At 64.7% G+C, this 22,522-nt stretch carries 23 protein-coding genes and 2 pseudogenes; 14 read left to right on the top strand and 11 right to left on the bottom strand.

Features of this window, described 5'->3' with window-relative positions; all coding sequences use genetic code 11:
- Window positions 1-124: 124 nt before the first annotated feature.
- Window positions 125-1,657, top strand: a complete 1,533-nt coding sequence (locus NW75_RS15135; protein ID WP_033966015.1) for an ABC transporter permease/substrate-binding protein — start codon at window positions 125-127, stop codon at window positions 1,655-1,657.
- Window positions 1,658-1,780: 123 nt separating this feature from the next.
- Here NW75_RS15135 and NW75_RS15140 read toward each other — a convergent pair whose 3' ends face one another.
- The 10 genes and pseudogenes from NW75_RS15140 to NW75_RS15180 all read right to left on the bottom strand — a co-directional run bounded on the left by NW75_RS15140 (window position 1,781) and on the right by NW75_RS15180 (window position 11,798).
- On the bottom strand, window positions 1,781-2,461 hold the full coding sequence (locus tag NW75_RS15140; protein ID WP_033966017.1) for a DUF1013 domain-containing protein: 681 nt from the start codon (window positions 2,459-2,461) through the stop codon (window positions 1,781-1,783).
- A gap of 108 nt (window positions 2,462-2,569) precedes the next feature.
- Window positions 2,570-3,607 (bottom strand): glycosyltransferase family 4 protein, encoded by a 1,038-nt coding sequence (locus NW75_RS15145; RefSeq protein WP_033966019.1) that lies wholly within the window; start codon window positions 3,605-3,607, stop codon window positions 2,570-2,572.
- Between the two features lie 5 nt (window positions 3,608-3,612).
- Complete coding sequence (locus NW75_RS15150) at window positions 3,613-4,512, bottom strand: UDP-2,3-diacylglucosamine diphosphatase (protein WP_033966021.1); 900 nt, start codon at window positions 4,510-4,512, stop codon at window positions 3,613-3,615.
- 88 nt (window positions 4,513-4,600) lie between these two features.
- On the bottom strand, window positions 4,601-5,212 hold the full coding sequence (locus NW75_RS15155; RefSeq protein WP_033966024.1) for a glutathione S-transferase family protein: 612 nt from the start codon (window positions 5,210-5,212) through the stop codon (window positions 4,601-4,603).
- Between the two features lie 71 nt (window positions 5,213-5,283).
- Window positions 5,284-6,987, bottom strand: a complete 1,704-nt coding sequence (locus NW75_RS15160) for a long-chain-fatty-acid--CoA ligase (RefSeq protein WP_033966025.1) — start codon at window positions 6,985-6,987, stop codon at window positions 5,284-5,286.
- A 39-nt stretch (window positions 6,988-7,026) separates the two neighbouring features.
- Window positions 7,027-7,224 carry a hypothetical protein gene (locus NW75_RS15165; RefSeq protein WP_033966028.1) on the bottom strand — a complete coding sequence of 66 codons (198 nt, stop codon included), beginning with the start codon at window positions 7,222-7,224 and terminating at the stop codon, window positions 7,027-7,029.
- A 68-nt stretch (window positions 7,225-7,292) separates the two neighbouring features.
- Complete coding sequence (locus tag NW75_RS26685; protein WP_331386157.1) at window positions 7,293-8,135, bottom strand: GGDEF domain-containing protein; 843 nt, start codon at window positions 8,133-8,135, stop codon at window positions 7,293-7,295.
- A gap of 94 nt (window positions 8,136-8,229) precedes the next feature.
- Window positions 8,230-8,958 (bottom strand): annotated as a pseudogene (locus tag NW75_RS26690) (7TM diverse intracellular signaling domain-containing protein); the annotation flags it as partial.
- 189 nt (window positions 8,959-9,147) lie between these two features.
- Complete coding sequence (clpA, locus tag NW75_RS15175; protein ID WP_033966030.1) at window positions 9,148-11,475, bottom strand: ATP-dependent Clp protease ATP-binding subunit ClpA; 2,328 nt, start codon at window positions 11,473-11,475, stop codon at window positions 9,148-9,150.
- A gap of 125 nt (window positions 11,476-11,600) precedes the next feature.
- Window positions 11,601-11,798: a DUF1192 domain-containing protein gene (locus NW75_RS15180; protein ID WP_033966031.1), complete on the bottom strand. Its 198-nt coding sequence runs from the start codon at window positions 11,796-11,798 to the stop codon at window positions 11,601-11,603.
- Window positions 11,799-11,868: 70 nt separating this feature from the next.
- On the opposite strand from NW75_RS15180, the gene NW75_RS15185 reads away from it, so the two are divergent.
- Complete coding sequence (locus NW75_RS15185) at window positions 11,869-12,870, top strand: NAD(P)H-quinone oxidoreductase (protein WP_171010518.1); 1,002 nt, start codon at window positions 11,869-11,871, stop codon at window positions 12,868-12,870.
- Window positions 12,871-12,940: 70 nt separating this feature from the next.
- Here the strand turns inward: NW75_RS15185 and NW75_RS15190 are convergent, their stop codons facing one another.
- The gene (locus NW75_RS15190) at window positions 12,941-14,287 is read right to left on the bottom strand and encodes an NAD-dependent succinate-semialdehyde dehydrogenase (protein ID WP_033966034.1); all 1,347 of its coding nucleotides are present in this window, start codon (window positions 14,285-14,287) and stop codon (window positions 12,941-12,943) included.
- 93 nt (window positions 14,288-14,380) lie between these two features.
- Here NW75_RS15190 and NW75_RS15195 point away from each other — a divergent pair, with 93 nt between their 5' ends.
- From NW75_RS15195 to NW75_RS15250, 12 genes and pseudogenes are all read left to right on the top strand, one after another.
- Window positions 14,381-14,620, top strand: a complete 240-nt coding sequence (locus NW75_RS15195; RefSeq protein ID WP_033966035.1) for an exodeoxyribonuclease VII small subunit — start codon at window positions 14,381-14,383, stop codon at window positions 14,618-14,620.
- A gap of 4 nt (window positions 14,621-14,624) precedes the next feature.
- Window positions 14,625-15,524, top strand: a complete 900-nt coding sequence (locus tag NW75_RS15200; RefSeq protein ID WP_033966036.1) for a polyprenyl synthetase family protein — start codon at window positions 14,625-14,627, stop codon at window positions 15,522-15,524.
- Between the two features lie 2 nt (window positions 15,525-15,526).
- Window positions 15,527-16,030, top strand: a complete 504-nt coding sequence (gene coaD / locus NW75_RS15205) for a pantetheine-phosphate adenylyltransferase (protein WP_171010524.1) — start codon at window positions 15,527-15,529, stop codon at window positions 16,028-16,030.
- An 87-nt stretch (window positions 16,031-16,117) separates the two neighbouring features.
- Window positions 16,118-16,868, top strand: a pseudogene (locus NW75_RS15210) (peptidylprolyl isomerase).
- A gap of 36 nt (window positions 16,869-16,904) precedes the next feature.
- Entirely contained in the window at window positions 16,905-17,951 is a 1,047-nt protein-coding gene (gene queA, locus NW75_RS15215; protein WP_033966039.1) for a tRNA preQ1(34) S-adenosylmethionine ribosyltransferase-isomerase QueA, read from the top strand.
- Entirely contained in the window at window positions 17,948-18,211 is a 264-nt protein-coding gene (locus NW75_RS15220; RefSeq protein ID WP_156143045.1) for a hypothetical protein, read from the top strand. Before queA ends, NW75_RS15220 begins: the two co-directional genes overlap by 4 nt.
- Window positions 18,187-18,402, top strand: coding sequence for a hypothetical protein (locus NW75_RS15225; protein WP_156143046.1), 216 nt, complete (start codon window positions 18,187-18,189; stop codon window positions 18,400-18,402). The genes NW75_RS15220 and NW75_RS15225 overlap by 25 nt, the downstream gene beginning before the upstream one ends.
- Window positions 18,399-18,905: an EF-hand domain-containing protein gene (locus NW75_RS15230; RefSeq protein WP_033966043.1), complete on the top strand. Its 507-nt coding sequence runs from the start codon at window positions 18,399-18,401 to the stop codon at window positions 18,903-18,905. The genes NW75_RS15225 and NW75_RS15230 overlap by 4 nt, the downstream gene beginning before the upstream one ends.
- Window positions 18,906-18,912: 7 nt before the next feature.
- A complete protein-coding gene (locus NW75_RS15235) occupies window positions 18,913-19,572 on the top strand; it encodes an HAD hydrolase-like protein (protein ID WP_033966048.1) in 660 nt (219 codons plus the stop codon).
- Between the two features lie 43 nt (window positions 19,573-19,615).
- Complete coding sequence (locus tag NW75_RS15240) at window positions 19,616-20,695, top strand: MBL fold metallo-hydrolase (RefSeq protein ID WP_033966044.1); 1,080 nt, start codon at window positions 19,616-19,618, stop codon at window positions 20,693-20,695.
- 49 nt (window positions 20,696-20,744) lie between these two features.
- On the top strand, window positions 20,745-21,620 hold the full coding sequence (locus NW75_RS15245) for a dienelactone hydrolase family protein (protein WP_171010517.1): 876 nt from the start codon (window positions 20,745-20,747) through the stop codon (window positions 21,618-21,620).
- A 55-nt stretch (window positions 21,621-21,675) separates the two neighbouring features.
- Window positions 21,676-22,314, top strand: a complete 639-nt coding sequence (locus tag NW75_RS15250) for a glutathione S-transferase family protein (RefSeq protein WP_033966047.1) — start codon at window positions 21,676-21,678, stop codon at window positions 22,312-22,314.
- Window positions 22,315-22,522: the final 208 nt, after the last annotated feature.

Here is a 22,522-nt window from a genome sequence, read left to right on the forward strand (position 1 = left end):
GGGCGGATCGTGGCGGACGCCACGCCGCAAGCCTTGCTCGCCGGGCAAGGCGGCGCGGTGGCGGATGCTTGGTGGCGGTACCGCGTGAACAGGCGCGGCGGTTGCGCGCGCTGGAGGAGGGGGCATGAGCCCGTTCCTCGAGGCGATGACGCGCGTGCCGCCGCTGCTCGCCGCGCATCTGTTGCTGGCGGCGGCGGCATTGGCGCTGGGGCTGGCGATCAGCCTGCCGCTGGCGATCTGGTCGGCGCGGCGGCCGGGTGTTGCGCGGGTCGCGCTGGCCTTTGCGAGTTTGGTGCAGACGATCCCGAGCCTGGCACTGCTCGCGCTCTTCTATCCGCTGTTGCTGTTCGTGTCGGGGCTGGTCGGGGGCGGGATACCGGCCTTGGGCTTCCTGCCTTCGCTGCTGGCGCTGACGCTCTATGCGCTGCTGCCGATCCTGCGCAACGGCGTGACCGGGCTCGCCGGGATCGACCCCGCCGTGATCGAGGCGGCGGACGGCATCGGCATGACGGCGTGGCAGAAGCTGCGGCTGGTCGAGGCCCCGTTGGTGGCACCCGTGCTGATGGCGGGCGTGCGCACGGCTGCCGTGTGGACGATCGGTGCGGCGACGCTATCGACCACGGTCGGCCAGCCGAGCCTGGGCGATCTGATCTTCGCCGGGTTGCAGACGCAGAATTGGGCGTTGGTACTGGCCGGGTGCGTCAGCGCGGCGGGGCTGGCGCTGGCGGTGGATGCGCTGCTCGGTCTGATCGAGCGCGGTATTGCGACCCGCAGGCGCGGGCGGGTTTACGGCGCGGGCGCGGTGCTGCTGCTCGGCGTGCTGGCCGCGCTTGCGCCGCTGGCGGTGCCGCGTTCGCCGACGATCGTGATCGGTGCCAAGAACTTCTCCGAGCAATATATTCTCGCACGCGTGATCGGGCATCGGCTTGAGCAAGCGGGTTACCGTGTCGAATATCGCGAGGGGCTGGGCTCGGCGGTGATTTATGGCGCGCTCAGTTCGGGCCCGATCGACGTCTATGTCGATTATGCGGGGACGCTCTGGACCAATGCGATGCGGCGCAGCGACACGCCCGCGCGGCCCGCGATGGTGGCGGCGATCGGTGCGTGGAGCGCGCAGACGTCGGGCGTGCGGCTGCTCGGGGCCTTGGGGTTCGAAAATGCCTATGCCTTTGCGATGCGCGGCGAAGCGGCGCGGGCTAAGGGGATCGTCTCGCTCGACGATCTGGCGCGCGCGGCGCCGGGGCTGACGCTCGGGTCCGACCTCGAATTTCTGGAGCGGCCCGAATGGGCGGCGGTGCAGCGCGCTTATCCAATCCGCTTTGCCGCCACGCACGCCTACAGCCCGACCTTCATGTACCGCGCGCTGGAGAGCGGTCAGGTCGATGTCATCTCGGCCTTTTCCTCGGACGGGCGGATCGCGGCGGAGCATTTGACCGTGCTCACCGACCCGCGCCGCGCGATTCCGGGCTATGACGCGATTCTGCTGCTGGCACCCAAGCGGGCGAAGGACGCTAGGCTGGTGGCGGCGCTCAAGCCGCTGGTCGGGCGCATCCCGGTCGCTTCGATGCGCGAGGCGAATTATCTGGTCGACCGCGACCGGGGCAAAGTGTCGCCCGAGGATGCGGCGCGCTGGCTGGAGCGTCGGCTGGGGTTGTAGTGAGCGGCGCTCCCCTCCCTGGAAGGAAGGGGCGGGGTGGGTCGGCCCGTTGGTCGCGCTGTCGCCCAGCACGGAGAGCAACCCACCCCCAGCCCCTCCCTTCGCGGGAGGGGAGAAGGGTTTTCAGCGCTTGAACAGCGTCTCGGCAGTGGGTTCGGCGGGCTTCGCGGTTTCGCCATGCTCAGCCGCTTCGGCGTCGCGCGAAAGCTGGTCGCGTTGCGCGCGCAGTTCGGTGATCAGCGCCTCGCGGTCGCCTTCCAGCCGGGTGTCGACCGGGGCTTCGAGCCCAGCAGCCTTCGCCGCCTTGGACACGGCCGCGTCTAGCTCGCGTTGGGTGGTTAGACCCAGGGTCACCGGGTCTTTCGGCGTGATGTTGGCGATGTTCCAGTGGCTGCGGTCGCGGATCGCGGCAATGGTGGTGCGCGTCGTGCCGATCAGGTTGCTGATCGCGCCGTCGCTGATTTCGGGGTGATTGCGGATCACCCAGGCAATGCCGTCGGGCTTGTCCGACCGCTTCGACACCGGCGTGTAGCGCGGCCCCTTGGTGCGGCGGACCTGCTCTGGTCCTTTGAGGATCTGCAGGCGATAATCGGGGTTCGCTTGCCCCTTGTCGATTTCGGCCTGGGTCAGTTCGTGCGCGCGGATCGGGTCGCGACCGGTCAGCTTGGTCGCGGCGGTGTCATCGGCGATGGCCTGGATTTCCAGGATATGCAGGCCGCAAAATTCGGCGATTTGCTCAAAGCTGAGCGATGTATTGTCGACGAGCCAGGACGCGGTCGCGTGCGGCATGAGCGGCTGGGCCACGGAAAACTCCTTAAAAACGGAAAGGGCCGCCCCTTTCGGAGCGGCCGCTTATTCTGACTATCAGTGTAGAGCGGTTGTGAAGGGAGGGCAAGCGTGTCGCTTTCCTCCTTAAGCAGCAATCGCCTCGGGATGATCGACCGGCACCAAGGCCCCGAGAAACTGCCGGGCGCTCGCTTCCCAGGTGAAGGTCTGGCCATAGGCCGCGCAGGCAGTGCGATCGAGCGTCAGCGCGGCGGCGATCGCGGTATCGAGATTCTCGTCCATGACGCCGACCGCAGGGTTGAGCACATCGACCGGCCCCGTCACCGGGAAAGCTGCGACGGGCGTACCGCATGCCAGCGCCTCGATCATCACCAACCCGAACGTGTCGGTGCGGCTGGGGAAGACGAACACGTCCGCCGACGCGTAAGCGGCGGCCAGATCGCCGCCGAACAACGGCCCCAGGAAATGCGCGTCGGGGAAGCGTGCGGTCAGCGCCGCACGCGCCGGGCCGTCGCCCACCACCACCTTGGTGCCGGGATGGCTCGAGGTCAAAAACGCCTCGATATTCTTCTCGATCGCGACGCGACCGACATAAAGCTGGATCGGGCCCTTACCTGCATCCTTCAGCGCCTTGATCGCCGGCAGCGGCGCGAGGTGCGGCCCGAAGATCGACAGATCGACGCCACGCCCCCAATGCCGGATTTTGGTGAGGTCGTGCGACTTCAGCGTCGCCGCGATCGACGGTGTCGAGGCGAGGATCGATTGGGCCGGCCAATGGAACCAGCGAATATAGCGCCACACCCATTCCGGGTTCACGCCGGTGCGCGCCGAAACATAATCGGGGAATTGCGTGTGATAGGCGGTGGTGAAGGGAAAGCCGCGCGTCAGGCACCAGCGCCGCGCCGCCAGGCAGACGGGCCCCTCGGTCGCCAGATGGATTGCATTGGGTGCAAAGTCGGCCAGCATCTTGCCGACCGTGGCGGTGCTGGCAAAGGCCAGACGGATCTCAGGATAGGTCGGGCAGGGCAGCGAATAAAACAGGTCGGGCGAGACGATCAGGACTTCATGCCCCTGGCGCTCCAATTCTCGGCGCACGGCCTGCAGCGTGCGCACGACTCCATTGACCTGGGGGCTCCACGCATCAGTGGCGATCGCGATGCGCACGCCGGTCAGGCCGCCATCATCTCGATCTTCGCCACGGGCCGGGCCTTTGCCCGCGCGGCGATTTCGTCGGCCCAGTGGAGCAACTCCATCCGGCCGTCGAAATGTTCGACCAGGGCGGTGCAACCCTCCACCCAGTCGCCATCGTTATAATATTCGACCCCGTTGATATCGCGGAATTCGGCGGTGTGAATGTGGCCGCAAACCACGCCATCAACGCCGCGCGAACCGGCGGCCTGCGCGACGATCTCTTCGAAGTTGGAGATGAACTGCACCGCGTTCTTCACCTTGGCCTTGGCGTGCTTGGACAGCGACCAATACGGCAAGTTGAAGAAGCGACGATACGCATTCACCCAGCGGTTGAGAGCCATCATGAATTCATACGCCACATCGCCGACATGCGCCAGCCAGCGATGCGCCAGCGTGATTGCGTCGAATTCGTCGCCATGCAGCACCAACAACCGGCGACCGTCGGCGGTTTCATGGATCGCCTTGCGCCGGATCGCGACGCCACCGAAATCGAGCCCGGTGAACTGGCGCATCACCTCGTCATGGTTGCCGGGGATGTAGATCACTTCGGTGCCGCGCTTGGCGCGCTTCAGCAGCCGCCACACCACATCGTTATGCGCGGCGGGCCAGTAGAAGCGCTTCTTCAGCCGCCAACCATCGATGATGTCGCCGACCAGATACATTCGCTCGCTGTCGACATGGTCGAGAAAGTCGATCAGCATATCGGCGTTGCAGCCGCGCGTGCCGAGGTGAATGTCCGAAATCCAGATCGTGCGATAACGGCGGCGTTCGCTCGTTGCGCGCTCGGGGATGGCGGGATGCGAGTTGGCGAAGTCCGCAAAATCGGCAATCGTCCCGCCCGAAAGACCGTCCATGGCAATCTTGGTCACAGCGTCCATAGCGTCGAAACCTTCGCGAAACCTTTGGCTGATCTCCAGCTATGGCGACGGAATGTTACAATCGGAATCGTGGACCTTCACGCAACTGTCACATGGGCGCGTGTCCAGGTTGTTCTGCGACGCGAGCCAGCCATGCCGTGACCGCCGGATAGCGGCTTAGGACGAAGCCCCCGTCCTCGGCGACATGCGTGTAAGCGTAGAGCGCAATGTCGGCGACGGTGAAGCGCCCGGCCGCCAGGAACGGCGTTTGCGCAAGGTGGGCGTCCATCAGCGCCAGCGCGGCTTCGCCCGCCGCCTGTTTGCCGGGGATGAGCGTGCGCTGGAAATCGGTCAGCCGGTCTTCGCCGATGAAGGCGCGCCAGAAGCGCAGCGTCGCGACATTGGGCTCGTGATTATATTGTTCCCAAAACATCCAGTGCAGCATGTCGGCGCGATCGAAGCGGTCGTGCGGGATCAGCGGCGATCCATCGGCCAGATACAGGCAGGCGGCACCGCTTTCGGGCAGATAATCGTCGCCGATCTGCAGCACCGGAATGCGGCCATTGGGGTTCACGCCGTCGAGAAAGGCGGCGGTGCGCGTTTCGCCCTTTTGAATGTCGTAACTGCGCCGTTCGAGCGGAATGCCGACATGCGCCGCCGTCAGGCGGATTTTGTAGCAATTCCCCGAAACGGGATCTTCGTGGAGGATCAGATTGGCCATTGTCCGCGCGCCCCTTTGGATCGTTTTCAACGGTCTTTAGGAGGTTCGATCTGATCGGGCCAGTTCGCTTCTTATGCGGAAGGAGGGGGATCGCTCTCCGCCTTCACCTCGGCAATCAAATCCTTGCGGCTGAGCTTGCCGATCATCGTCTTGGGCATGGTCAGGCGGATCACGACGGCATCGACTCGCTCATGGCGGCCAAGCTGCGGATTGAGCCAGTCGCGCAGCGCCTCCGGCGTAACATCGGCCCCCTCGTTCAGGGTGACATAGGCGCGCGGCTGCTCGCCACGATACGGATCGGGCAGGCCGATCACCATCGCTTCCTTCACCGCCGGATGATGGTGCAGCACCGCCTCGATCTGGCTGGGGAAGACCTTGAAACCCGACACCGCGATCATGTCCTTCAGGCGATCGACGATCCGCACGAACCCGTCCGCGTCGATCGTGCCGACATCGCCGGTGCGCAGCCAGCGGCCTTCCTCGGTCGTCAGGAATACCTCGGCATCGGCATCCGGCCGGTGCCAATAGCCCTGCATGATTTGCGGGCCCATCGCGACGATTTCGCCAGGCTCGCCGGCGGGTGGATCCTGCGTCGGATCGGCCTTGTCGACCAGCCGCAGCCGCGTGCCGGGAATGGGCTGGCCGATCGTTCCGGTCTTGCCTTCGCCCTCATACGGGTTGGCCGACAGCACGCCCGAGCTTTCCGACAGCCCATAGCCTTCGACCACGGCGGCCCCGGTGACCTTTTCGAACTTGGCCTTCAATTCGGCGGCGAGCGGCGCGCCGCCGGAAATGCAGATGCGCAGCGACGAGAAATCGGTGCTCGTGATCTTGGGATGGTCGAGCAGCGCCTGATACATGGTCGGCACGCCGGGCAGGGCGGTCGCCTTGGTGCGGCCGATGGCGGCCAACACAGCCCCTGCCTCGAAGCGTGGCAGCATCACGATGCAGCCGCCATTCAGCACAGTGCGGTTGAGCACGCAGGTGTTGGCGAAGACGTGGAACAGCGGCAGCACGCCGAGGATGCGGTCGGGCGGGCCGGGGTGCGGGTCGATCCCCATCACTTGCCGGGCATTGGCCGACAGGTTCTGGTGCGTCAGCGCGGCACCCTTGGGCACGCCAGTGGTGCCGCCGGTATATTGGATCAGCGCGACGTCGCGTTCGGGGTCGATCGTCGCAGGGGTGTACCGTCCGTCATTGGCGATGAGATGCGAAAAGGCGATGACGCGCGGGTCGTGTGGGCGCGGCGTGACTTCGGCGCGCTTGAACAGGCGATAGAGGATCGATTTTGCACTTGGCAGCGCCCCGGCGATCGATCCGACGATCAAGCGCTCCAGGCCGCTTCCGTCGAGCACCTTGAGCGCGGTTGGCAGCAGCGCGCTGGCCGAGAGCGTGAACAGCACGCGCGTTCCCGAATCCGCGACCTGATGCTCCAACTCGGCCACCGTATAGAGCGGCGAAAAATTGACGACGGTCGCGCCGATCTTGAGAATGCCATAATAGGCCGCGAGGTAATGCGGCACGTTGGGCAGGAACAGGCCGATCCGGTCGCCCGGACCATAGCCCAAGGCTTGCAGGCCGGCCGCAACGCGGTTCGCTCCGTCCAGCGTCTCGGCATAACTGAAGTGCCGACTCAGGAAATCGATCAACGGAGCCTTGCCTGCCGCATGCGCGGAGCGCTCGAACAATTCCACCATCGACAGCGCAGGAAAGGCGCTCTCCCAAGGGGTTGGATGACGGTAGGATTGGCGCCAGACGGCTTCAGCGGAGATCATTGACAGGGGTGTAAGCAGCCTTCCCGCGCGCCGCAAGCGTCAGGAGATATGAGCTCCCGTCCAGGTGACGAGTACCGATATGGCAACCAGCCCGAGGTCCAGCGCCGCCTTTACCTGATGTGGCGCACGATCCGTAGCGTCATGCGTCAAAATCTGAATGTCGGCGCTCGGGTGGCGCATGACCGCGATCAGCGCGAGGGCTGCGACGATTCCGATCGTGATGCGGCGATTGCGCATGGCCAGCCCCTTTGCATCCCGATTCTATCGGTAATTCCGATTCGGAGCAAGAAAGTCCGCCAATCGTGTCAGGCTGCCCAGCGATCGGGCAAATGGCGACCGCGTACGCGGTCTCGTCCTGCCGACTTTGCTTCGAACAACGCACGATCGGCACACGCGTACAGCGCCTTCCAGTCGACTTCGCGCAACAGCGGGCCCGTGCAAGTGCCAATGCTCGCCGTCACGGTCACATCGTACGGCATGCGCCCGGCGCGCAGTTTCTCCAGGATGGCGCGCGGTTCGATCAGAATATCGGCGGGGGCAACGATTGCAAATTCCTCACCGCCGATTCGCGCGACCAGCGCCTCCGGTGGGACCGACTCGCGGAGCGTACGGGCGAAGACCCGCAATACCTCATCCCCCCCGTCATGGCCGATCGTTTCGTTGACGCGCTTGAAATGATCGAGGTCGGCGATCAGCAAGGTCTGCTCGCCGGACCGTCCGATAACTTCGGTCAGAAAGGCACGGCGGTTGAGCAATCCCGTCAGTGAATCGGTGTCGGCGAGCAGCAGTGCGGCGATCTCGCGTTCGCGCGCCACATCACGTTCGCGGCTCAGCATGCGGATGCGATAGGCAACCGCAATGCTCGACAGAAGCGCCTCGATCGTCATGGAAGCCAGCGTCGAATTATCAAGCCAGAAGCTCCAGCCGATCAGGCCCAGCGAACTGAACGCCCGCAGGCATGCCAGCGTGATCGGCGCACCCCAGGCCAGAACGAACATTCCAAGATAGTCGCTGCGCAAGCGCCATGCGCGCCACAGAATTGGTCCTGCAACCCCCATTTGCGCTAGAAAAGCATAGGTGTAGGCGCGGTCGGTGAGATAGGGTGCGACCGGAGCGAACACAGCGAAGGCAAGCGTCGCAACCGTCATTATGCCGGAAGCGACCGTCGCCAACCGGCCGAGATATCCGCCGAACACGCGCGGCTCGAAAAAAGGCCCGGGCAAACGCGAACGCGGCGACCGCGGCAATGCCGAGCGTAAGATAATTTATCCGTATCCGGTCGTTATTGGCGAGATCAGGCCAGGCCCAGGCCAGGGCACCCGAGGACGAGAGCGCATAGAGCAGCAGCGCCGTCACCATCGCGCAGTAAGCGAGCTGGAACCGATAGCGAAGCGCCACCCATAGCGCCAGATTATAGGTGAGCAACGCGATGCAGAGACCGGCAAAGCCCCCGTAGAGCCCCGCCATCTTCAAATTCGCGCCGACGCTTTGTTGCGGATTCACGATCCGCGCGCCGCGCAAGATTCCGCGCATGTTGCCAGTCCCCTCGATATGCCAAAGCACGCGCAACAGCGGCGCGTTGCGCTCGGGCAAGGACTGTTCGATAATCGCCCCGAGCTGGAGGTGGCGCGCGGCCCCGTGTTGGTCGAGCGACGCGGAGACGACCGTTCCATCGGCATACAGTGCATAGAAAGTAATGCGTTTTTGCCAAAGGCTGGCGACCTGGATCGCAAGCGGGCCGGTGCGGTGGACCGGCGAGGAAATCGCCCAATAGTCGCCACCGGGCAAAACGCTTTGCGGAGAAACGCAATCAAACGCGGTCTTGCCGGCGAAAAGCCGGAGCGGGGTCATGCCCGTTTGCGCACGGGTGACGCAGATCGGCAGCGTGTCGCCCGGTCGCTCAGCATGCGCCGCCGATGCAAAGAGCGTCAACATCACTGCAAGGAGACTGGATAAAAGCACGCGGCACATGCTTGCTCCCTACGCCCAGGAACCCAAACAGAGCGTAAAGGACAAAAATTGTTGCGAAGGGCGATTTCGCCGCGCCGCACAGGGATCGCCAAGAGCCAGAACCGAAGGCGGCGGCGCTCCGCCCCGCATGGGATCCGCAGTATGATTGAAAAAAGCGGGTCGGCACTCCTGCCGACCCGCCGGCTTTGGTCACTTGGCCGTCGTGGTATCCTTGTCGATCTTGGCGGCCGCCTTTTTCTTGGGCTTCTTGGGCGGGGCGGCCGTAATCTCGAACGACAGCGCGCCGTCCTTCATTTTCACCGTCACCTCGCCGCCATGGACCAGCTTGCCGAACAGCAATTCCTCGGCGAGCGGCTGCTTGATCTTTTCCTGGATCAGGCGGCCCATCGGGCGCGCGCCGTAGAGCTTGTCATAGCCTTTGGCGGTGAGCCACGTCTTGGCCTCGTCGTCGAGGTTGATGTGGACGTTGCGGTCGGCCAGTTGCAGCTCGAGCTGGAGGATGAACTTGTCCACCACGCGGGCCACGACTTCGGTCGGCAGATAGCCGAACGGCACGATTGCATCGAGACGGTTGCGGAACTCGGGCGTGAACATCTTCTGTACCGCCTGCTCATCCTCGCCCTCGCGGGTGAGGTTGCCGAAGCCCAATGTCTCGCGCGCCATGTCGCTAGCACCCGCATTGGTCGTCATGATCAGGATGACGTTGCGGAAATCGACCGTCTTGCCGTGCTGGTCGGTCAGGCGCCCATTGTCCATCACCTGCAGCAGGATGTTGAACAGATCGGGATGCGCCTTCTCGATCTCGTCGAGCAGCAGCACCGAATGCGGCTGCTGGTCGATCGCATCGGTGAGCAGACCGCCCTGGTCGAAGCCGACATAGCCCGGAGGGGCACCGATCAGTCGGCTGACCGAGTGGCGTTCCATATATTCGGACATGTCGAAACGCTGAAGCGGGATGCCCATGATCTGCGCAAGCTGCTTGGCGACTTCGGTCTTGCCGACGCCGGTCGGGCCGGTGAACAGATAGTTGCCGATCGGCTTTTCGGGGTCGCGCAGGCCAGCCCGGCTCAGCTTGATCGCCGAGGCGAGTTTTTCGATCGCCGCATTCTGCCCGAACACCACGCGCTTCAGATCGGTTTCGAGCGATTCGAGCGCCTTGGTATCGTCGGTCGAGACCGATTTCGGTGGGATGCGCGCCATCGTCGCGATCACCGCCTCGATTTCACGTGAGGTGATCGTTTTCTTGCGCTTGGCGAGCGGCACCAGCATCTGCATCGCACCGACTTCGTCGATCACGTCGATCGCCTTGTCGGGCAGCTTGCGGTCGTTGATGTAGCGCGCGGACAGTTCCACCGCCGACTTGATCGCGTCGGGGGTGTATTTGACCTTGTGATGCTCCTCGAACGCCGAACGCAGCCCGGTCAGGATCTTGACCGTGTCCTCGATCGTCGGCTCGTTGACGTCGATCTTCTGGAAGCGCCGCAGCAGCGCGCGGTCCTTCTCGAAATGGTTGCGGAACTCCTTATAGGTGGTCGAACCGATGCAGCGGATCGTCCCGCCCGACAGTGCGGGCTTGAGCAGGTTCGACGCATCCATCGCGCCGCCGCTGGTGGCGCCGGCACCGATCACGGTGTGGATCTCGTCGATGAACAGGATCGCGTCGGGCAGCTTTTCGAGCTCGTTGACGACGGCCTTCAGCCGCTCCTCGAAATCACCGCGATAGCGCGTGCCGGCGAGCAGCGCGCCCATGTCGAGCGAATAGATGACCGCTGGCAACAGCACCTCGGGCACTTCGCCCTCGACGATCTTGCGCGCCAGGCCCTCGGCGATGGCAGTCTTGCCGACGCCGGGATCGCCCACATAAAGCGGGTTGTTCTTGGAACGGCGGCACAGGATCTGCACGGTGCGATCGACTTCGGGCCCGCGCCCGATCAGCGGATCGACCTTGCCCTTCTTGGCCTTCTCGTTGAGATCGACGCAGAATTGCTTGAGCGCGCTTTCGCTCTTGCCCTTCTCGCCCTGCTTCGGCGGTTTTTCCTCATCGACGCCCTTTGGTGTGGTGGCTTCCGGTGCAGGCGTGCCCTTGCCGACGCCGTGGCTGATGAAGCTGACGGCATCGAGGCGGCTCATATCCTGCTGCTGCAGGAAATAGACGGCGTAGCTTTCGCGCTCGCTGAACAAGGCGACCAGCACGTTGGCTCCGGTCACTTCATCGCGGCCTGAGGACTGCACGTGCAGGATCGCGCGCTGGACGACGCGCTGAAAGCCCGAGGTGGGCGAGGGGTCGGTCGCGGCTTCGACCTTCAGCGCCTCAAGCTCGGTATCGAGATAGTGTTTTACGGTTGCGGTCAGCTCGGCGGTGTCGACCCCGCACGATTGCATCACCTTGGAGGCATGTTCATCGTCGATCAGGGCAAGCAGCAAGTGCTCGAGCGTGGCATATTCGTGCCGGCGCGACGACGCGGCCTCTAAGGCCTTGTGCAGCGTGGTTTCCAGCGCGGAGGCGAAGGATGGCATCTGTATTTACTCCATGCGGGCCACGAAAGACGGGCGGCCCTTTCCTGCTATGTCGGAAGGCAGGACGCCCGCATCAAGCACTTGAAACACGTCGCGGCATTTCCTCGGCCCCGCGACGAAACCCCTCATGACTTGAATAGGTCGTTCGCGCTTGCCCGATGGTTAACCGCGCATTGTATTTTTGCTCGGGTGCGCGCCACTTCCGCCTCCAGCGCGACGATGCGCGCTTCCAGTTCCTTGACCGACAGCGGGTCAAGGTCCTGTACGATCAGCGCGGCGAGCGGATCGCCCGCGCGTTTCGGGAGAATCTCGTCGAGGTCCATAGGCAGGATCGTTGACCCGGCGGCGCGCCATGTCAATAAGGCGCGCAAAGCAAAACAGGGCGCACGACCGATGGACGGTATTCCGACAACGATGCGAGCGATCGACCCGGACGTGCCGGGCGGGCCCGAGGTGCTGCGCGTGGTGCAGCGCCCGGTGCCGATGCCGCGTGTTGATGAAGTGTTGATCCGCGTCGTCGCGGCGGGCGTGAACCGGCCCGACGTGCTGCAGCGCAAGGGCGGATATGCGCCACCGCCGGGCGCGCCGTCGATCCCGGGGCTGGAAGTGTCGGGCACGATCGTCGCGCAAGGGGCCGAGGTCGCGATCGACATGACCGGTCAGCCAGTGTGTGCGCTGCTGGCAGGGGGCGGCTATGCCGAATATGTCGCGGTCGCAGCGGGGCAGGTGTTGCCCGTGCCCAACGCGCTGTCGATGGTCGAGGCGGCGGCCTTGCCCGAGACATTGTTCACCGTGTGGACCAATTTGTTCGAACGCGCTTATGCGACCGAGGGGGACACCGTGCTGGTGCATGGCGGCACCAGCGGCATCGGCACGATGGCGATCGCCTTGGGCGCGATCTTCGGGCTGGAGGTGATCGTCACCGCTGGCTCGGACGATAAATGCGCGGCGGCAGTCGCGCTCGGCGCGGCGCATGCGATCAATTACAAGACCGAGGATTTCGTCGAGCGCGTCGCCGAGATTACCGGTGGCAAGGGCTGCGCGGCGGTGCTCGACATGGTCGGCGGCGATTATGTGCCGCGCAACTTGAAATGCCTGGCCGAGGATGGTCGCCATGTCTCGATCGCGGTGCAGGGCGGATTGATGGCGACGATTCCCATCTTCGACATCATGCGGAGGCGGCTGACTTTGACCGGATCGACGCTGCGCCCGCGCGATACGGCGTTCAAGAGTCTGGTTGCCGACGAACTGCACAGCACGGTGTGGCCGCATGTGGAGGCGGGGCGACTGAAGCCGGTGATGGACCGCACCTTCCCGCTCGCGGAAGCCCCCGCCGCGCATGCGCGGATGGAGGCGGGCGAGCATGTCGGGAAGATCGTACTGACGCTGGATTGATCCGGGAAGAGGGGAGGTCGACACTGCTTTCCTCCCCTCCCTTCCCAGGGAGGGGAGGAAACGGCGGGGCTCAGCCGATCACCGTCTTCAAATTCATGAACTCGTGCAACCCATAGGGCCCCAATTCACGCCCGTGGCCCGAGCGCTTGATGCCGCCGAACGGTGCTCCCGGCGTGGAAGCCAGCATTGCGTTGACTGCGATCATCCCGGCCTCGATATCCCGTTCGAAGCGCGCGCGCTCGGCAGGATCGTTGGTCCAGACCGAGGAGCCGAGGCCGAATGGCACAGCATTGGCGAGGGCAATGGCAGCGTCGATGTCATCGGCCTTGAACAGCATTGCCACCGGCCCGAACACCTCCTCCCGCGCGACGGCATGGTCGGCGGGCACGTCGACGAGGATCCCCGCCGACAGATAGGCCCCCTTGCCGGGCAAGGGCTCTCCGCCGAACAGCAACTTGGCACCGGCCTCGCGGAACATCTGCAATTGGTCCAGCACAGTCTGAAGCTGTGCGTCGCTCGACAAGGGGCCCATGTCGGTCGCGGCGTCCATCGGATCGCCCGCGACAACCGCCTTCATCCCGGCCGAGAATTTTTCGAGAAAAGCATCATACACGTCGGCGTGAACGATCATGCGCTTGGCGCAGATGCACGACTGGCCGGTATTTTGGATGCGCGCGGCCACTGCGGTCTTGGCGGCGAGATCGAGATCGGCGGAGGGCATGACGATGAACGGGTCCGAGCCACCCAGTTCGAGCACGACCTTCTTGAGCGCCCGGCCCGCCGCCTCAGCGACCTTCATGCCCGCGCCCTCGCTGCCGGTAAGCGTGACCGCGACGATGCGGTCGTCGGCGATGATGGCAGCGACCTTGTCCGACTTGATCGGCAAATTCTGGAACAGGCCGACAGGGGCTCCGGCGGCGATCACCATCTCCTCGATCGCAGCGGCGACGCCCTGCACGTTGGAGGCGTGTTTCAGCAGGCCGACATTGCCCGCCATGATCGTCGGCGCGAGAAAGCGGACGACTTGCCAATAGGGGAAATTCCACGGCATCACCGCCAGCACCGGACCCATCGGGTGCCAGGTCGCGGTCCCTCCCTGGACCGGACTCGGCACCAGCATCGCCGGGCCCTCCTGCGCATAATGGCGGAATCCCGCAGCGCATTTCTCGACCTCGGCGATTGCCGATTTCAGCGTCTTGCCCATTTCGCGCGTCGCGATCTCGGCGAGGCGACGGGTGTTGGCATCGAACTGCTCGGCGATTCGCTCGAGCAGGGCGGTGCGCGTGGCGTAATCGGTGACGCGCCACTCCTGGAAAGCATCCTGTGCCCGCGTCAATTTGGTTTCGATCTCATCGCCGGTCAGCTCGCGGTAAGACGGGCCGGGCGTTCCGGTTGCCGGATCGATGCTGGTGAACATGCGGGAAGTTCCTTATTGCGAATTGCACGACAAACGCATTGCGGCCCTAGCGTATCCTTGACCCCAAACACTCGCCTGCCGCATAGCTGACAAATGGATATAGCGATCGAAGAGCTGTCGTTCGAAGCGGCGTTAAAGGAATTGGAGGGGATCGTGGCGAGGCTCGAGAGTGGCGATGCGCCGCTCGACCAGGCAATTGCGCTCTATGAGCGCGGGGACAAATTGCGCCGTCGCTGTGACGAGCGGCTTAATGCGGCCCAGGCGCGGATCGAGGCGATCCGCACCGACAGCGAGGGGCGTGCCATCGGCACGCAGCCCTTTGCCGCGGGTTGAGGGCATGACCGCTTCGTCCCTGACGCTTGCCGCAGCTTTGTCCGAAGTCGGTGCCGATATCGATCGCCGGCTCGACCAGTTTCTGGCGATCCCCGAGGATCCGCGGGCCAACCTGTATCGGGCGATGCGCCATGCCGCGATTGGCGGGGGCAAGCGCCTGCGCCCGCTGCTGGTGTTCGCGACCGGGCGCTTGTTCAATCTCGACCGGGATGCGGTCGGCCGGTCGGGTGCGGCGATCGAGTGCATCCATGTCTATTCCCTGATCCATGACGATTTGCCCGCGATGGACGACGACGACATGCGGCGCGGCAAGCCGACCGTCCATCGCGCGTTCGACGAGGCGACCGCGATCCTGGCAGGCGATTCGCTGCATGCGCTGGCCTTCGAAATTCTGGCCGACCCGAGCACGCATCCCGACCCCTTCGTGCGCAGCGAACTTGTGCTCGATCTGGCACGCGCAGCGGGCCCGGCGGGCATGGCGGGTGGACAGGCAATGGATCTGGAGGCCGAGAAATCGACCTTCGATTTGCCGACCGTCACGCGATTGCAGGCGCTGAAGACCGGCGCGCTGATCGCCTGTTCGGTCGAAGCGGGCGCGATCCTCGCCAAGGTGCCACCCGAAGGGCGCACAGGCTTGCGCGGCTATGCCCGTGATGTGGGGCTCGCTTTCCAGATTGCCGACGACATCCTCGATGTCGAGGGCGACGAGGCTGCAGTCGGCAAGAAGCTCGGCAAGGATGAGGGCGCGGGCAAGGAAACCTTCCTGTCGCTGCTCGGCCTCGATCGTGCCCGCGAACAAGCGCGGATGCTGGTCGATCAGGCGATCGAACATCTCCATGCCTTTGGCCCCGAGGCGGATCTGTTGCGCGACATTGCGCGCTTCACGCTCGAGCGCGACCGTTGACGATCCGCACCGGGGTCTATCCGGGTACGTTCGATCCGGTGACGCTGGGGCATATGGACGTCATCCGGCGCGGCGCGGCGTTGGTCGACCGGCTGGTGATCGGCGTGACCACCAATGCCTCCAAATCGCCGATGTTCTCGGATGCCGAACGGATCGCCATGATGGAGCGCGAGACCGCAGGGATCGCGGGGGTCAGCGTCGTCGGCTTCGATTCGCTGCTGATGGATTTCGCGGCGGCGCAGGGCGCGAGCATCATCTTGCGCGGCGTGCGCGGGGTGACCGATTTCGAATATGAGTATCAGCTGACGGGCATGAACCGGGCGATCAACCCGCGTATCGAGACGGTGTTCCTCATGGCGGATGTCTCGTTGCAGCCAATTGCCAGCCGGTTGGTCAAGGAAATCGCGCTTTATGGCGGCCCGATCGACCGTTTCGTCAGCCCGACCGTGGCGGCGGAACTTGCCGCGCGGGTCGATAAGATCGGCCGCAAGGGCACTCAGCCCTAATATGGTCGCTTTCGCGCGCCACGTTCAGATTGGCGCAAGCGGCGACTTGGTCTAAGCGCGGGTCCACACCGAGTTTTTCGCGGGGAAATGATGCGTTTCGTTACCACCCTTCTGGTCTTCATCCTCGCGTTCGTCGCTGGGCCCGCCTTTGCCGCCAAAAGAAGCCGGACCCGAAGAGCGCTGTCGTCACCGCCGTTGGGCGGCCCGATATCCCCTCGGCGACGACCCGGAGAATTTGCTCTATCTCGACCTGTCGACCGGTGGCCGTGTGGTCATCTGGCTGCGCCCCGATGCCGCGCCCAAGATGGTGGAGCGCGTCAAGACGCTGACCCGCCAGCATTTCTATGACGGGCTGCTGTTTCACCGCGTGATCGAAGGCTTCATGGCGCAGACCGGTGACCCGAAGGGCGACGGCACCGGTGGATCGACGCTGCCCAACGTGCCAGCCGAGTTCAACTGGCTGCCACATGTGCGTGGCGCGGTGTCGGCGGCGCGCGAAGGATCGGCCGAGGGTGCCACCGTCGAGGAAGTGACCAAGGCCGAAAACAGCGCCAACAGCCAGTTCTTCATCGTGTTCAGTCCGACAATGAAGCTCGACCGCAAATATACTGTGTTCGGCCGGGTCATCTCGGGCATGGACTATGTCGATGCGATCGCGCGCGGTGAGCCGCCGGTGCACCCGTCGCGGATTCTCCATGCTTATATCGCGGCGGACAATCCCCCCGCTTATGCGCCGCCGCCGCCGCCCGCGCCGGTCGCTGCCCCGGCTACGCTCGCGCCGAGCCAGCCGGTGCTGAAGCCCGCACCCAAGGCAGCGCCGAAGAAAAAGGCGGCCTGAGCCGCTGATACCTGCCACGACGGGGGGAGTACCGTCATGAAGGTCGATCTGTTCGACTTCGTCTTGCCGCCGGAGCGGATCGCACTGCGCCCGGCGTCGCCGCGCGACAGCGCCCGAATGCTCGTGGTCGAGGGGAATGCCCTCCTCGACCGCCATGTGGGCGATCTGCCCGACGCATTGCGCGCGGGCGACATGCTGGTGTTTAACGACACGCGCGTGATCCCCGCGCAATTGGAGGGGACGCGCGGCGATTCGCGGATCGGTGCGACCCTGCACAAGCGCGAGGGGCCGCGGCGCTGGCGCGCCTTCATCCGCAATGCGCGGCGGCTGCGCGATGGCGACGAAATCGATTTCGGCAGCGGTGTCACCGCTTATGCGCGCGATCGCGGCGAGGATGGTAGCTTCGCGCTCGATTTCGTGGGCGAGGAGCCGGTCGAATTGCTGCTGGAACGCGCCGGACGCATGCCGCTGCCGCCCTATATCGCCGCGCGCCGCCCGGCGGACGCGCAGGATGCCGACGATTATCAAACGATGTTCGCTGCCGAAAAAGGCGCGGTGGCGGCTCCGACTGCGGCGCTCCACTTCACGCCCGCGCTGATGGCGAAGCTTGGGGAGGCAGGCATCGAGCACGCCACGCTGACGCTACACGTCGGGGCGGGCACCTTCCTTCCGGTCAAGGCCGACGATACGCTCGACCACAAGATGCACGCCGAATGGGGACGCATCGATGCCGCCACCGCCGACCGGCTCAACGCGGTGCGCGCCCGTGGCGGGCGCGTGATCGCGGTCGGCACCACCAGTCTGCGCCTGATCGAGAGTGCAACCGGTGCCGACGGGGTGATTCGCCCGTTCGAGGGCGACACCGCGATCTTCATCACGCCCGGCTACCGCTTCAACGGTATCGACGGCCTCGTCACCAATTTCCACTTGCCGCGATCGACTTTGTTCATGCTGGTCAGCGCGTTGATGGGCACCGAGCAGATGCAAACGGCCTATGCCCATGCGGTGCGAGACGGCTATCGATTCTACAGCTATGGCGATGCCAGTCTGTTGTTGCCGAACGCGGGGAAGAGCGAAGCATGACGATTCTTATGATGGTTGCTGCCTTGGCTGCTGCGGCGAGTCCGCAAGCGTCGGTTCCTGATGATGCCAAGCTAGCCGAACAGGCGACCGTGCTTGGGCAGTGCTTCGTCGACAAGACTACCGGCGCTGACCGAATCGCGGTCGCACGCTGGATGTTAGGTGCCATGAGTTCGGCACCGCAGATGGCGGATCTTATCAAGGTCGATTCCGCCGGGCAGATTGAGGCCGACAAAAAATGGCGGTGCTTTTCACGCGATTGATGGTGGTCGACTGCGCAAAGGAGGCGCGTCCGCTGTTCAAGGCGAGAAGTCGTGCCGGATTTGAAGCGGCCGGGGGCGCGCTGGGCAAGATTGCGATGAAGGAACTGCTGTCCAATCCGGCGGCTTCCAAGGGGCTGGAAAGCTATACCCACTATCTTAACGAGAGCGATTTTGCGGGTTTGACGAAATGATGGTCGTGCGCGCCGGAGCGATGCTGCTGTTGATGGCGGCACCGCTATCGGCGCAAACCGTACCCGTCGTCACTCCCCCGCCAGCCCGTCAGCCAGCCGCGACGATCGTGGTCGAGCCGGCCGCAATGCTCATCGCCGCGTGCGACAGTGACGGCGACGGGCGCACCACCCGCGCCGAGCTCAGTGCCTGTATCGCGCGCAGCTTCGCCGATGCCGACAGCGCGCATAAGGGCTCGATCGGCTATATCGACTATAGCGACTGGGCGCTCAAATGGCTGGGGGATCGCAATGCGCTGCCGAGCCCGTTCGCCATCGACAGCGATGGCGACAACCGCATCACGCTCGCCGAGTTGCAGGCGCAGTTTTCGAGCCTGTTCGACCGTTTCGACCTCAACAAGGACGGGGCGGCGACACGAGCGGAGCTGGTGACCATTCGCAGCGCACCGGTTCCCCAGGGGGATGACGGCAAGCGCGGCCATCGCCGCTCCTCGCAATCGCGCTGAGGTGACCATGTCCGATCCGCGCTATCGTTTGGTGATCTTCGATTTCGACGGAACGCTGGCCGATAGCGGGGACTGGTTCCTGTCGGTCGCCGATCATCTCGCCGACCGGTTCAAGTTCCGCAAGGTCGCCCCCGAGGAGGTTGCGTCCTTGCGCGGGCGCACCTCGGGGGAGGTGATCCGCCATCTCGGCATTCCGCGCTGGAAATTGCCCAAGATCGGGCGCTACCTCCATCGCCTGTTGGCCGAGCAGACCGACCGGATCGCCTTGTTCGAGGGCGTTACGCCGTTGCTGCGGCAATTGGCGGACAATGGCGTGCGCATGGCGCTGGTCACTTCCAATGCCGAGCATAATGCCCGTGCCATCCTTGGCCCCGAAAATGCCGCGTTGATCGAATGGTTCGAATGCGGCGCATCCTTGTTCGGCAAGGCACCGCGCTATCGCCGGGTGTTGCGCAAGAGCAAGGTGGCGATCGAGCATGTCATCTCGATCGGCGACGAGACGCGCGACGTGGTGGCGGCGAAGAAGGTCGGCATCTGTTCGGGCGCGGTGTTGTGGGGTTATGCCAATCGCGACGGGCTGGCGCGGCTGAATCCGGACATCATGTTCGAATCGCCCGACGAGGTGCTGCGGCTGTTGCTGGGCGAGGAGGCGACGCTCCTTGCCTGAGGAAATGCGTGACTTGGTACGGCACCCCGCGCTAACCGATCGCATGTCCATTGCAGAGGCGGCCGTCCCGGTCGAGCAGAGCTTCGTCCCGACCAGCCATAAGGGGCTGACCTATCCGTATGGCGGGGCCGAGCCAGCGCCCGGCACGGTGATGCGTGTGGCCCCCGGCATCGGCTGGGTGCGGCTGCACGTTCCGGGACCGCTCAAGCATGTCAATTGCTGGCTGCTCGACGATGCGGGTGGCGTGGCGCTGGTCGATACCGGCATGAACACGCCCGAGGCGCGTGCGGCGTGGGAGGCTTTGGGGCAGGGGCCTTTGGCGGGCGTGCGGATGACGCAGATGATCGGCACGCATTTCCATCCCGATCATATCGGTTTGGCGGGCTGGATATGCGATACGCATGGCTGCCCGCTGGTGATGACGCGCGGCGAATGGCTGACCGCGCGGATGCTGGTCGCCGATGCGCGCGATGCGGTGCCGCATGAGATGATCGCCTTTTGGCGTGGCGCGGGGTGGGACGATGCGCAGATCGCCCATGCCAGCGAGCGTGGCTGGGCGGGGTTCCGCCGGATCGTCACGCCGCTGCCACTCGGCTATACCCGCATCCAGCATGGCGATACGCGGCTGATCGGCGCGGTCGAGTGGCAGGTGGTTGTCGGGTCGGGGCACAGTCCCGAACATGCCTGTCTGTACGATCCCGTCGGCAAGGTGCTGATCTCGGGCGACCAGGTGTTGCCGCGGATCAGCCCGAATGTTTCGCTCGGTGTGACCGAGCCTGCGGCCGATCCGCTGGGCGAATGGTTCGACTCGATCGCGCGGTTGAAGGCATTGCCCGACGATGTGCTGGTGCTGCCGGGACATGGCGATCCGTTCACCGGCTTGCACGCGCGGCTCGATGCGATGGACCGCGAACATCGCGAGCGGCTCGACGAACTGGAAGTGTTTCTGGCCGAACCGCGCCGCGCGATCGACTGTTTCGGGCGGCTGTTCCGGCGCGCGATCGGGCCCGACATGCTCGGCATGGCGACGGGCGAAGCGCTGGCGCATGTCCGGCGGCTGGAGGTCGAAGGGCGCGCGGTGAAGACGATCGAGGACGGTGTGTGGTGGTATCGCGCGGTTTGACGGGGTAGCTTGGCGAAGTGCCGGGGGGCGAATCGTTTGAGGAATGCTCATGCCCGATATCCGCGATCGCGCTATCCAGATTTACGACGCCTTCACGCATGAGCATCGCGACCGCCGCGCCCTGTTGCGCGAAATGGTCGGCCTGGTCGGATCGGTCGCTGCTGCCGAAGTGTTGATCGCCGGGATTGCGGCCTCGCCCGCCGCTGCCTCGATCACCCAGCCCGATGACCCGGCGCTGGTGACGCGTAAAGGTCCCTATGCGATCGGGCCGGGCAAGCAATTGACCGGCTATTTCGCGGCACCCAAGGATGCGAAACACGCTGGCGTCGTTATTGTCGTGCATGAAAATCGCGGGCTGACCCCGCATATCGAAGATGTCGCCCGGCGTGTGGCGCTGGCCGGCTTTCAGGCGGTTGCGCCCGATTTTCTGAGCGACCAGGGTGGCACTCCCGTCGACGAGAACCTCGCCCGCGACATGATTGGCAAGGCTGACCTTACCGCGATCACCGGGGAAGCCGTCGCCACGATCGGCGCAATGTCGGCGCAGCCGGGCGCGAACGGCAAGGTTGGCATTATCGGCTTTTGCTGGGGCGGGGCGCTGGTCAATCGTGTTGCCGTGGCGGCGGGCAACGCGTTGGCGGCGGGTGTCGCTTATTATGGCCCGGCACCGGATCCGGCCGAGGCGGGGGCGGTCGCAGCCCCCTTGCTGCTGCATTATGCGGGCAAGGATGCGCGCGTTGCCGCTACGGGCGTGCCGTGGGTTGCCGCGTTGAAGGCGGCGGGCAAGGACGTGACTGCATATGCCTATGACGGCGTCGATCACGCCTTCAACAACGACACCTCGGCTGAACGCTATAACAAGCCCGCCGCTGACTTGGCGTGGGAGCGGACGGTCGCGTTTCTGCACCAGCATCTTGACGGGTAGGGGACTTTCGTTCCACTAATGTTCCGAAGAATCGCTGGGCGATATCTGGGGGAGAATGATCGTGGCGGACCTGACCTTTTACACCAACCCGATGTCGCGCGGCCGGATCGCGCGCTGGATGCTCGAGGAAGTCGGCGCACCCTATGAAACGGTGCTGCTCGATTATGCCACGACGATGAAGGGGGAGCCGTATTTGTCGGTCAACCCGATGGGGAAAGTGCCTGCGATCGTCCATCACGGGCATGTTGTTACCGAATGCGCGGCGATTTGCGCCTATCTCGCCGACGCCTTTCCCGAGGCCGGGCTGGCCCCGCCGACGACGGCGCGGGCGGACTATTATCGCTGGCTGTTCTTCGCGGCGGGGCCACTCGAACATGCGATCACCAACCGGTCGCTTGGCGTGACGCCGACCGATTCGCAGCAACGCATGGCGGGGTACGGATCGTACGATCTGGCAGTCGATACGTTGGAAAAGGCGGTGTCGGCGCATCGCTATTTCGCGGGCGACACCTTTACGGCAGCGGATGTCTATGCCGGGTCGCAAGTGGCCTGGGGCGTGCAATTCGGGTCGCTGCCCAAGCGCGCGGCCTTTGAGGACTATCTTGCGCGCGTGCAGGAGCGGCCTGCCTATCAGCGCGCGAACGAGATCGATAACGCGCTGATGCCGACACCGACACCGGCATCGGCGGCGTAACGGCCGCACTCCACCGCCGGATAGCGTGTCCACCGCCGCGCGGCGGTGGACACGCTCAGTCGGTCAGCGTCAGTTTGGCCAGCAGGAAGTTCGGCATCGGGCCGTTCCAACCGCCATCGTCGACCGCATCGATTGGCTCCAGCGGTTCTGCGCGCTCGGCGGGCGCGCTACGCGGCGGGCGGCTGGTACGGGCGGGGCGATCTTCGCG

Origin of the sequence: Sphingomonas sp. Ant H11 (assembly GCF_000797515.1) — a bacterium.
Lineage (GTDB): Bacteria > Pseudomonadota > Alphaproteobacteria > Sphingomonadales > Sphingomonadaceae > Sphingomonas.